This window comes from Streptomyces griseorubiginosus, assembly GCF_017614965.1.
Taxonomy (GTDB): Bacteria; Actinomycetota; Actinomycetes; order Streptomycetales; family Streptomycetaceae; genus Streptomyces; species Streptomyces griseorubiginosus_B.
The window spans coordinates 1-10465 of the sequence record NZ_WVUG01000305.1; the positions used below are offsets into that span (position 1 = coordinate 1).

The 10465-nt window shown below is 71.9% G+C and carries 12 protein-coding genes; 8 read left to right on the top strand and 4 right to left on the bottom strand.

Annotated elements, in window-relative coordinates; translation table 11 throughout:
- The first annotated feature begins 123 nt into the window (after positions 1–123).
- A complete protein-coding gene (locus tag GRC12_RS36305; RefSeq protein ID WP_208784314.1) occupies positions 124–522 on the top strand; it encodes a hypothetical protein in 399 nt (132 codons plus the stop codon).
- Complete coding sequence (locus GRC12_RS36310; RefSeq protein WP_208784315.1) at positions 519–797, top strand: DUF4031 domain-containing protein; 279 nt, start codon at positions 519–521, stop codon at positions 795–797. Before GRC12_RS36305 ends, GRC12_RS36310 begins: the two co-directional genes overlap by 4 nt.
- On the opposite strand, the gene GRC12_RS36315 is transcribed toward GRC12_RS36310, so the two are convergent.
- Together GRC12_RS36315 and GRC12_RS36320 are read right to left on the bottom strand one after the other, a co-directional pair.
- On the bottom strand, positions 779–1849 hold the full coding sequence (locus GRC12_RS36315; protein WP_208784316.1) for a GNAT family N-acetyltransferase: 1071 nt from the start codon (positions 1847–1849) through the stop codon (positions 779–781). The genes GRC12_RS36310 and GRC12_RS36315 overlap by 19 nt on opposite strands.
- Positions 1850–1858: 9 nt before the next feature.
- The gene (locus GRC12_RS36320) at positions 1859–2521 is read right to left on the bottom strand and encodes an HD domain-containing protein (RefSeq protein ID WP_208784317.1); all 663 of its coding nucleotides are present in this window, start codon (positions 2519–2521) and stop codon (positions 1859–1861) included.
- A 47-nt stretch (positions 2522–2568) separates the two neighbouring features.
- Here GRC12_RS36320 and GRC12_RS36325 point away from each other — a divergent pair, with 47 nt between their 5' ends.
- The 3 genes from GRC12_RS36325 (at position 2569) to GRC12_RS36335 (ending at position 4515) form a co-directional block, all read left to right on the top strand.
- A complete protein-coding gene (locus GRC12_RS36325) occupies positions 2569–3234 on the top strand; it encodes a maleylpyruvate isomerase family mycothiol-dependent enzyme (protein WP_208784319.1) in 666 nt (221 codons plus the stop codon).
- Between the two features lie 98 nt (positions 3235–3332).
- Entirely contained in the window at positions 3333–4049 is a 717-nt protein-coding gene (locus GRC12_RS36330; RefSeq protein ID WP_208784320.1) for a copper homeostasis protein CutC, read from the top strand.
- A gap of 34 nt (positions 4050–4083) precedes the next feature.
- Positions 4084–4515, top strand: a complete 432-nt coding sequence (locus GRC12_RS36335) for a VOC family protein (RefSeq protein ID WP_208784321.1) — start codon at positions 4084–4086, stop codon at positions 4513–4515.
- A 16-nt stretch (positions 4516–4531) separates the two neighbouring features.
- Here GRC12_RS36335 and GRC12_RS36340 read toward each other — a convergent pair whose 3' ends face one another.
- The gene (locus GRC12_RS36340; protein ID WP_208784322.1) at positions 4532–6574 is read right to left on the bottom strand and encodes a HelD family protein; all 2043 of its coding nucleotides are present in this window, start codon (positions 6572–6574) and stop codon (positions 4532–4534) included.
- Between the two features lie 308 nt (positions 6575–6882).
- On the opposite strand from GRC12_RS36340, the gene GRC12_RS36345 reads away from it, so the two are divergent.
- Entirely contained in the window at positions 6883–7065 is a 183-nt protein-coding gene (locus tag GRC12_RS36345) for a hypothetical protein (RefSeq protein WP_207929857.1), read from the top strand.
- Positions 7066–7086: 21 nt separating this feature from the next.
- Here GRC12_RS36345 and GRC12_RS36350 read toward each other — a convergent pair whose 3' ends face one another.
- Positions 7087–8736, bottom strand: coding sequence for a DNA repair helicase XPB (locus GRC12_RS36350; protein WP_208784323.1), 1650 nt, complete (start codon positions 8734–8736; stop codon positions 7087–7089).
- A 203-nt stretch (positions 8737–8939) separates the two neighbouring features.
- Between GRC12_RS36350 and fxsA the strand changes: the two genes are divergently transcribed.
- Both fxsA and fsxC read left to right on the top strand, forming a co-directional pair.
- Positions 8940–9122, top strand: a complete 183-nt coding sequence (gene fxsA, locus GRC12_RS36355; RefSeq protein ID WP_208784324.1) for an FxSxx-COOH cyclophane-containing RiPP peptide — start codon at positions 8940–8942, stop codon at positions 9120–9122.
- A gap of 126 nt (positions 9123–9248) precedes the next feature.
- Positions 9249–10465: FxsC protein (gene fsxC, locus GRC12_RS36360; protein ID WP_208784327.1), on the top strand; the 1217-nt coding region annotated here is incomplete at its 3' end.

Here is a 10465-nt window from a genome sequence, read left to right on the forward strand (position 1 = left end):
GCGGGGGCGGGCGGGGCGGATGTCCCCGCGCCCCGGGCGGCGAAAATTTCCTTCACGTCCTGGGTCACTCCTGAAAGATATTTTCGGCCCGGGGTCGCGGTCAAGAGTGCGCACAATGGATGCATGGACGATCCCTCCGACACCCCCGTCAGCCCCCTGGAGCAGGCGTTGCACGCGGCACGCGCCCTCGTGCTCAGCGACCTCGCCGCGGGCGAGGTGGCCGCGCCGGACGTGGTCTCGATGGTCGAGGAGTCCGTCGTCCAGCGGCGCTGGTGGGTGGAGCAGTGGCCGGAGGGCGCGCCCTATGTCGCCGGTCTGGTCGCGCAGGACGTCCAGGACGCCCTGCTGGAGACGTACGGCCGCTGGCCGCTGTGCCCGGTCTGCGGCTCCGGCGACCCGCACGCGCTGGAGGTCGAGCCGGAGTTGGGACCCGATCCGCACTGGGTCTGCCACAAGGCGGGCGTGAAGGTCGCGGCGGTGGGCGCACTGGGCTCGGCGCCCGGCGGGACGCGCCCGTCGTGACGCTCTACATCGACCCGCCGGACTGGCCCGGCCACGGCCGCATGTGGTCCCACCTCATCAGCGACGTCTCCTATGACGAACTCCGCCTGTTCGCGGACGCGTTGGGCGTGCCCCGCCGCGCCTTCGAACGCGACCACTACGACATCCCCTCCCATCGGTACGCGGAGGTGGTGGCGGCGGGCGCGGTGGAGGTCAGCAGCCGCGAGGTGGTGCGACTGCTGTACGGCGCCGGGCTGCGGCGGCGCAAGGGGCGGGTTCAGCGGGGGAGTTCGTAGGCGAGGAGGCCGTCCTGGCCCTCGCTGACCTTGCGGAAGCCGGCGCGGGTGACGACCGCCTGGGACGGCAGGTTGTCGCGGTCGACGGTGGCGAACAGGGAGGTGACGTCCTCGCGGGCGAACGCCCATGCCCTGAGCGCCTCCAGCGCCTCGGTCGCGTAGCCGTTGCCGCGGGCGCCCTCGACCAGGTCGTAGCCGATCTCCACGCGTCCGTCCTCGTCGGGCACGCCGTGGAAGCCCATGCCGCCGATCGCCTGGCCGTCCTCCTTGCGGACGAGGGCGAAGACGCCGAACTCGGGCCGGTGCACGCCCCCTTCGTACGCCTTGAGCAGGAAGCTCGCGGCCTCCCGGGTGCCCTCGAAGGGGCCGCCCTCCAGCCACAGGAACCCGCCGTCGCCGCCCATGACCAGATCCCGGGCGGCGGCGGGCGTGATGCCCTGGAGGGTGAGGCGCTCGGTGGTGTGGACGAGGTTGTTGTTCCAGCGCCACTCGGTGAGCCGCGCACGGCCGGGCAGCTCACCGCGGCCGGTGGCCCACAGCAGGGTCTCCCAGGGGGTGGGGCCGGGCTGGACGTGCGGGAAGATCCGGGTGAGGACGAACTCCGGCAGGTACTGCGGGGGTTCGTACGTCAGGCCCAGGGCGCCCGCCACGTCGTGCGTGTGCAGCAGCACCTCCGCGATGCCCATCGCCGCGAAGCCCTCGCGACCCGCGCTGCGGAAGGGGTACGGGTGGAAGGCGCGGGCCTCTCGGGGCGCGGTGCGCACGGCGGCGGAGAGCAGGGCGCCGGTCGCCTCGATGACGTGCAGCAGGCCCGCGTTGTCGGTGCCGTCGTCGAGCCTGATCTCGAAGGGGACGTAGGCGTCCTGGGCGAGTCCGGCGAGGTTGGCGGCGTAGGCGACGAGGTCCTCCGCGATGTGGAACGCCGTCTCGTGCACGCTCCACTCGAGCCCGGCGGCCCGCATCGCCGTCCAGTCCCGGCCCACGGCAGGCCGCAGCGTCTCCACACAGCCGGCGACGGCCTCGGTCACGTACTCCCCGCCCACGTTTCGCATGCCCGCAGGCTACGACTCGCCGCCCTCGCCGAGCGACAGCATTTCCAGCTCGGCGGCGAGGTTGTAGCGGGCCGTCGCCTCCCACTCGGCCCGCCCGTACGGCGTGCGGAACAGCCTCGGCAGATCGAGGAGTTGACGCAGGATCTGCGAACGGCCCTCGCGGAAGGCGTCGTTCGGCACGAAGTGGTACTCCTCGCGGACGGCGGTCGTGTAGGCGGCGTACGCGGACGGGGGCGAGGCGAGGACCGCGAGATCGGCGTCGCACAGCACCTGCCCATCGCGGTCGTCGTCGGCGGGATCGTGGGTGACGGTGAGCCGGACCAGGCGGGCGACCTCGGCCGTCTTCTCCTCCGGCACCCCGGCCTCCGGCAGGGCGCGCTCGGCCAGCCGGGCGGAGCGTTCCTCGTTCTCGGAGCGGTCGGGAAGGTAGACGGCGTCGTGGAACCACGCCGCGAGCCGCACCACGTCCGGGTCGTCCGCGTACTTCTCCAGGACGTCGATGTGGTCCAGGACCGCGGTGAGGTGGGCGAGCGTGTGGTACCGCCGCTGCGGCTCCTGCCAGCGGGCCAGCAGGTTGTCGGCGTACGGCGCGGGATCGGGACCCGCGGACGCACCGCGGGCTCCCTCCAGGGCGCGGGTCCAGCGGCTGCGCAGGGCGTCGAGATCGGCCATGCCGTCATTCTCCCGTGACCGGCGCCGACACCCCTAGCGTGGTGGTCATGACTTCTGCTGAGGTACGCGACCCCGACCTGCCCGGACGCCTGCTGATCCTCGAACGGGACGCCCTGATACCGCTGCTCCGCTCCCGTCCCGACGCCGACTTCGCCCTGCCTGCGGCCGCGTGTCCCGGCTGGAGCGTGCGGGACGTGCTCGCGCACTGTTCCTCGGCGCTGAGCCGGGTGGTGGAGAGCCGCTTCGAGAAGGGCGTCTTCTCGCCCGAGTCGAACGACCGGGACATCGCCGAGCGCGCCGACTGGACGAACCAGCAGGTCGTCGACGAGCTGGAGCGCGGGATGACCGAGGCGGGCCCGGTGATCGCCAAGGCCGGCGGGGTGCTGGACATGGTGGCGCTCGGGGAATGGGTGCACGCGGGGGACGTACGGGACGTGTTCGGCGAGCCCGGCGCGTACGCGGGTCCGGGACTTCCGGACGCCCTCGCCCTCCTCGCCCGCATCACCCGGGAGAAGGCCCACGTCCCGCTGCACGCCGACCTCGACGACATGGACGAGCCGCTGCGGCTGGGCGAGGCGAGCGGTGAGCGGACGCCGGCGCGGTTCATCGGGGACGCCGCCACCCTCGTACGGCTCTACGCGGGGCGTCCGTTCGAGGGGCTGGACTTCGAGCTGGCCGGGGTGGAGGCGGGCGAGCTGAACATCTTCGGCTGAGGGGCGTCGTCGTGCGGGCGGGGGCAGGGGCGTAGTCTTTGAATTGGACTAGACCTGTGTGAGGGTCGTACCACCCGCCCAACGACGAATGGGGTCCCATGAGCAAGCGTGCAGTCCTGGAGGTGATCGCCCTCGACGTCGAGGACGCGGTCGCCGCCCAGGCCGGAGGCGCGGACCGCCTCGAACTGGTCACCGACATGGCGGCCGACGGCCTCACCCCGTCGGCCGCCACCGTCACCGCGATCCGCGCCGCCGTCGGCATCCCGCTGCGGGTGATGCTCCGTCTGACGGACGGCTTCGCGGCGGGGGACGCCGGCCGGGTGGCCCGAGTCGCACGCGAGATGCGGGAGGCGGGCGCCGAGGAATTCGTCCTCGGGTTCCTGGACGCGGACGGGGGCGTCGACCTGGGCGCGGTGGAGCGGGTCGTGGGCGAGCTGGACGGCTGCCCGTGGACCTTCCACCGGGCGATCGACCGCGCCGCCGACCGGGACGCCCTGCGCAAGCAGCTGGACGGGCTGCCGGGACTGGACACCTATCTGACGGCCGGCTCGCCCACCGGGGTGGACGACGGCCTGCCCACCCTCCTCACCGAGGCCGCCCGGCAGGGCGAGCCCGGGTACGAGCAGCGGGTCATGGTCGGCGGAGGTCTGCGCCTGGACCACCTGCCGCGGTTGCTGGCGGCCGGCGTCGACGCCTTCCACATCGGCGGGGCGGCGCGACCGGGCGGCTGGGAGGCGCCGGTGTCGGCGCGGGCGGTGCGGGAGTGGCGCAGCTCGGTGGACCTGCCCAGGGACGCGGAGCTCGCGCGTCCGTAGCCGCTCTGTCAGAGGCGCGCAGTACGGTCCTGTCATGGCAGCCAGAATCGATCTGACGCTTGACTGCGCGGACGCCCAGCTCCTCGCCGCGTTCTGGAAGACCGCCCTGGGCTATGTCGACGAGCCGCCGCCCCCGCCCTTCGCGACCCGCGAGGAGTGGCTCGCCCAGTTCGACCTGCCCGAGGACGACGAGGGCGACGGCGCGTGGCTGTGCGATCCCGACGGCGTCGGCCCCCGTCTGTCCATCCTGAAGGTGCCCGAGCCCAAGACGGCGAAGAACCGGCTCCACATCGACATCAGGGTGCCGGGACACGGCGGTCCCGAGGAACGGTGGGCGCGGATCCGGGCGGAGGCCTGGCGTCTGGTCGAGGCGGGCGGCGAAGTGCTCACGGAGGTCGACGGTCACCACGTCGTGATGGCCGACCCGGAGGGCAACGAGTTCTGCGTCGCCGCGGCCGCCCCCTGACCCGGCCCCGGCGGCCTCAGCCGGCCAGCTGGGCCGGCAGGGGGGCCGCGTGGGTGACGATCAGCCCGGAGACCGCCCGGGTCAGGGCCACGTACAGGCGGCGCAGTCCCGTGCGCTCGTCCGGCTCGCCGTCCACCACCGCCCGCGGCTCGTCGAGGACCACGTAGTCGTACTCCAGGCCCTTCGCGAGGGAGGCCGGGACCAGCGTGAGACGGGTCTCGGCCGTGGTCTCCTCGCCGGGGGCGAGGTAGCCGATGCCCGCGGCCGTCAGCGCCTCGGCCAGCGCCGGTACCCGGGCGTCCGCGGCGATCAGGCCCGTGGAGCCCTCATTGGTGAGCAACTCCTCGCAGGCGGCGACGACTTCGGCCGTACCGGTGATCTCCCGCACCGCGAAGAAACCCGGGTTCTCTCGGACCGAGGCGACCGGGGTGAGGCCGGGGGCGATGTGCGGGAGGAGGCGGGAGGCGTAGGTGATGACGTCCGTCGGGACGCGGAAACCGGCCGTCAGCTCCTCGATCACGCCGTCGGACTTGCCGAGGTGGGCGAGGGCCTCGTCCCAACTCCGCGTCGCCCACGGGGTCGTGCCCTGCGCGAGGTCGCCGAGGACGGTCGCCGAGCCCGTGGTGCAGCGGCGGCCGACGGCCCGGTACTGCATCGGGGAGAGGTCCTGCGCCTCGTCCAGGACCACGTGCCCGAGGGAGTGCGTGCGCTGGACGACGTCCGTGGCCTCGTCGATCAGCACGGCGTCCGCCGCCGACCACTTGGCGGACCTCACCGAGCGCGCGGGCTTCTCCCACAGGATCGTCTTCTGCTCCTCCTCGGTGAGGATCCCCTCCGCGTGTACGGCGAGGAAGTCCGCGTCCGTGAGCAGGCGCAGGACCAGCTTCGCCGGGTCGACGGGCGGCCAGATCTCCTTCACGGCCGCCTTCACCGCCGTGTTGCGCGCCACCGCGTCCTGCACCCGGTCGTCCGGCGCCTCGCCCGACCGTTCCATCTGCACCAGCACGGCGTGCGCGATGCGCTGCGGCAGGGCCTCGCGGGCGGCGCCGTAACGGATGTCGCGCTCCAGCAACTCCCGCACGATGTCCTCCAGTTCGTACGCCGGGACGCGCCAGCGGCGTGAGCCGCGCACGACGACGACCGGTTCGGTGGGCATGGTCACGTGCGCGTAGACGGCCCGCCGCAGCACCTGCGCCATCCTCGCGTCGCCCTTGACGACCGCGGCCGCCGCGTCGTCGCGGCCCGTGATCTCGACGTGCGCCACCAGGTCGTCCACGGTCGCCTGCTGAACGGTCAACTCGCCCAGGGCGGGCAGCACTTGCTCGATGTAGTGCAGGAAGGAGCGGTTCGGTCCGATGACGAGCGTGCCGGTGCGGGCGAGCCGTTCCCGGTGGGCGTAGAGGAGATAGGCGACCCGGTGCAGACCGACCGCCGTCTTCCCGGTCCCGGGGCCGCCCTGGACGCAGACCGTCCCGCCGAGCCCGCTGCGGACGATCTCGTCCTGTTCCGGCTGGATGGTGGCGACGATGTCCCGCATCGGGCCCACGCGCGGACGCTCGATCTCCTGCTGGAGCAGTTTGCTGGTGCGGGCCGCCTCGGCGGGGTCGGAGAGGTGCTCGTCCTCGTAGGCGGTGATGTCGCCGCGCGTGTAGCCGAAGCGGCGGCGCAGCGCGATGTCCATCGGGTCCTTCTTGGACGCCCGGTAGAACGGCTGGGAGACCGGTGCCCGCCAGTCGATGACCATGGGGTCGCCGTCGTGGTCGTGCACGTGCCGGCGCCCGATGTAGAAGCGTTCCCCGTCCGCCCCCTCGGCCTGCTCGGCGCCGGGGGAGTGCAGGTAGTCGAGGCGGCCGAAGAACAGCGGGGTGTCGCTGAGGTCGGCCAGCGCCTTGATCCGCTCGTCGATCTGGCGGGCCAGGACCTCGGCGTTGACCCAGTTGGCGGTGACGTCGCGGATGTCCAGCGACTCGACGTCCTCGCGCATGGCGCGCAGCGCGGCGCGGGAGTCGGCGAGATGGGCGCGTTCGCGGGAGAGGGGGTCGTCGACGGACGTGGACAAGGGGGTGCCTCCGAAGGTGCTGCGGGCCGGGTGACTGCTGCTGCGATGTGCCGACCGGTTTCCGTCCGGGCGGCGGCGCTCCGTCGAGGGAGGCGGGCAAGAGCGGAGATTCTAGGTGAGCGGTGCGCGCGGCTGCCAATGAATTTCCGGCGCCGGGAGCCGCCGTACCCCTCGGGCCCTCGGCCCCCTAGGGGATCACCCCTCCATCCCCCGGCGGATGCCTCACCCACAAGGCGTACCCAGGTAGCACAGGGAATGGGGACCTTGGGCCGATGCCCCCTTTATGCACGAAGAGCCACCATGGATACATGAGTGCAGCGACCATCAACCCAGCCCCCGGTCGCCCGTCCGGTGCGACCCCGCTCTCCGGAGCCCACCCCACCCACCGTCTGGGCAGCGCCCTGCGCGCGATCCGCGTCTTCGCGGGCGCCGCCTTCGACGTCGTCATCCTCGGCGAGTACGGCGAGGAAGCGGGCGTACGCCGCAAGTGACGCCCGGGCCCTGGCCCCGCCCTAACCCTCCTCGGGCTGCAGGATCTCGTCCGCGTCCACGATCCGGTAGGCGTAGCCCTGTTCCGCCAGGAAGCGCTGGCGGTGGGCGGCGAAGTCCTGGTCGATGGTGTCGCGGGCGACGACCGAGTAGAAGTGCGCCTGGTGTCCGTCGGCCTTGGGACGCAGGACCCGGCCGAGCCGCTGCGCCTCCTCCTGCCGGGACCCGAAGGTCCCCGACACCTGGATGGCGACCGTCGCCTCCGGCAGGTCGATCGAGAAGTTCGCCACCTTTGAAACGACGAGCACGCTGATCTCGCCCTCCCGGAACGCGTCGAAGAGCCTCTCGCGCTGCGCGTTGGAGGTCTCGCCCTTGATCACAGGGGCGTTCAGGTGCTCGCCCAGCTCGTCGAGCTGGTCGATGTACTGGCCGATGACGAGGATCTGCTGACCGGCGAACCGGCGCACCAGCGCCTCCGTCACCTTCCGCTTGGTCGCGGTCGTCGCACAGAAGCGGTACTTCTCCTCCTGCTCGGCTGTCGCGTACGCCAGCCGCTCGGAGTCGGTGAGATTGACCCGTACCTCCACGCAGTCGGCCGGGGCGATGTACCCCTGTGCCTCGATCTCCTTCCACGGAGCGTCGAACCGCTTCGGGCCGATCAGCGAGAACACGTCCGACTCCCGGCCGTCCTCGCGCACCAGGGTCGCCGTCAGCCCCAGCCGCCGCCGCGCCTGCAGGTCCGCGGTGAACTTGAACACCGGCGCCGGCAGCAGATGCACCTCGTCGTAGACGATCAGGCCCCAGTCCCGGGAGTCGAAGAGCTCCAGATGGGGATAGATCCCCTTCCGCTTCGTCGTCAGCACCTGGTACGTGGCGATGGTGACCGGCCGGATCTCCTTGCGCGTCCCGCTGTACTCACCGATCTCGTCCTCGGTCAGCGAGGTCCGCTTTACCAGCTCGTGCTTCCACTGCCGGGCCGAGACGGTGTTGGTGACGAGGATCAGCGTCGTCGACTGCGCCTGCGCCATCGCGCCCGCGCCGACCAGCGTCTTGCCGGCCCCGCACGGCAGCACGACGACGCCGCTCCCGCCGTGCCAGAAGTTCTCCACGGCCTGCTTCTGGTACGGCCTGAGGGCCCAGCCGTCCTCGGCGAGCCCGATCGGGTGCGCCTCGCCGTCCACGTACCCCGCGAGGTCCTCGGCCGGCCAGCCCAGCTTCAGCAGCGTCTGCTTGATCTGTCCGCGCTCGGAGGGGTGCACGGCGACGGTGTCCGGGTCGATGCGGGCGCCGACCAGCGGCGCGATCCGCTTGGACCGCAGCACCTCCTCCAGCACCGGCCGGTCGGTGGTCGTCAGCACCAGCCCGTGCGCGGGATGCTTGCTGAGCGTGAGCCGGCCGTAACGGTCCATCGTCTCGGCGACGTCCACGAGCAGGGCGTGCGGCACCGGATACCGGCTGTACTGCACCAGCGCGTCGACCACCTGCTCGGCGTCGTGCCCGGCCGCGCGCGCGTTCCACAGGCCCAGCGGGGTCACCCGGTAGGTGTGGATGTGCTCCGGCGCCCGCTCCAGCTCCGCGAACGCGGCGATGGCCCGACGGCATTCGTCGGCCTGCTCGTGGTCGACCTCGAGCAGCAGTGTCTTGTCGGACTGGACGATCAGCGGACCATTCACGCGGGCACCCTTTCCCTGCGGCCGACCTCACCGGCCAAACGTCCAGTGTGCCGCATCCGCCCCGGACCAGGACGCCGGTCGGTGAGCAGGCGGTGGGGAGAACGCGTGGGTTGTGGTGCACGCAAACCGAATCCCCTAGTGTTCGGCACGTATCGCGTGCCACGGTTCGCCGTCGCATGCTTGTGTGCGTGTGAAGGAAGCCGATGGACGCCAGCACCCGGATCGACTCATGCCTGCTCGATGTCACCGACCTGGGCATGGACACGCTGGACGAGCTGCTCGACGAGCTCCCCGACACCGTGCTGGGCGCGCTGCTGCGACGTGTGGTCGATGAGGCCGTCGACCCGGCCGGTGTGCCCTACGCCGCATTCGAGTCCTCGATCTGACCGGGGCCGTCGCTCCGCCCGGGCCGTAGCGACGGCTTGAGGCGCCACCGGCGTGGGTATGACCCGGGTGCTTCGGCGTGGAGGTGTCATACTGTCAGGTCGGCCAGGGAGGTATCGGGGGGCGCCTTGGTTCAGGAGCCGTACTTCTTCCTCAGCTATGCGCGGAAGGACGATCGCGACGCGTTCGTGAAGCGGTTCTACGACGATCTCGCGAAGGAGCTCCGCCGGATCGGCGCGGACCCGTCGGCACAGCCGCCGTTCCGGGACGTCGAGGGGCTGGGGCTGGGCGCGAACTGGTCCCGGGTGCTGGGCAGAGCGGTCGGCCACTGCCGTGCCTTCGTCGCTCTGTACTCGCCGTCGTACCTGAGCAGCGAGTACTGCGGCAAGGAGTGGACGGCGTTCTGGGAGCGGCTCGAGCGGTACCGCCAGGAGACCGACATACCCAACGTTCCGGCGTTGGTCCCGGTCGTGTGGATGCCGGTGGAGGGCGAGCTGCCCGACGAGGTGGCCAGTCTGCAGTACAACGAGGTCGGCATGGGTGAGGAGTATCTCAGGTACGGCCTGCTGCACCTGTTGAAGACCGACCCGCTGGGGGACGCGTACCGCACGATCGTCGAGAAGGTGGCGGCCAAGGTGCGGCTCGCCGCGGACCGTTTCCGGCTGCCGCTCACGCCGGGGCTCGACATCAGTGACGTGCGTGGTCTGTTCCCGGTGGCCGGGCAGCGCTCCGCCGCGCCGGGCACCGGGCACGTCCAGGTCTTCCTGGCCGCCGGGGTCGCCGATCCACTGCCGGAGGGACGCAACCGGGCCGAGTACTACGGGCGTTCGCCCCGGGAGTGGACGCCGTACCACCCGCCGAAGACCCCGACGGTCGCCCACCGGGCGCAGAAGGTGATCGTGCAGGAGGGGTACACCAGCAACATCGAGGTCGTCGACGACGGGCTGAGCGGCCGCCTCGACGAGACCCTGGAGAACAACCAGACCAGCATCCTGCTGGTCGACCCGTGGGCCGTGCGCACCGGGACCTACCGGGCCGCCCTCGCCGACTACGACGCCCAGAACCGCCCCGCCACCGGCGTCCTGGTGCCCTGCCACGCCTCCGACGAGGAGACCGGCGACGAGACGATCTGGCAGGACCTCAGCCGGGTGCTGTGGCGCAACTGGCGCCGGCACAACGACCCGAACGACCCGCTGTTCCGGGTGAAGGTCGCCGAGGACGAATTCGACGGCAGGCTCGCCGTGATGCTGGCGGTGGCGCAGAACCGGCTGATGGAGATGGAGAGCACCACCCCTTTCCGGCTCCCCGGGGGCCCGCCCCCGCCGCCGCTGCCCTGGGCCGGCCC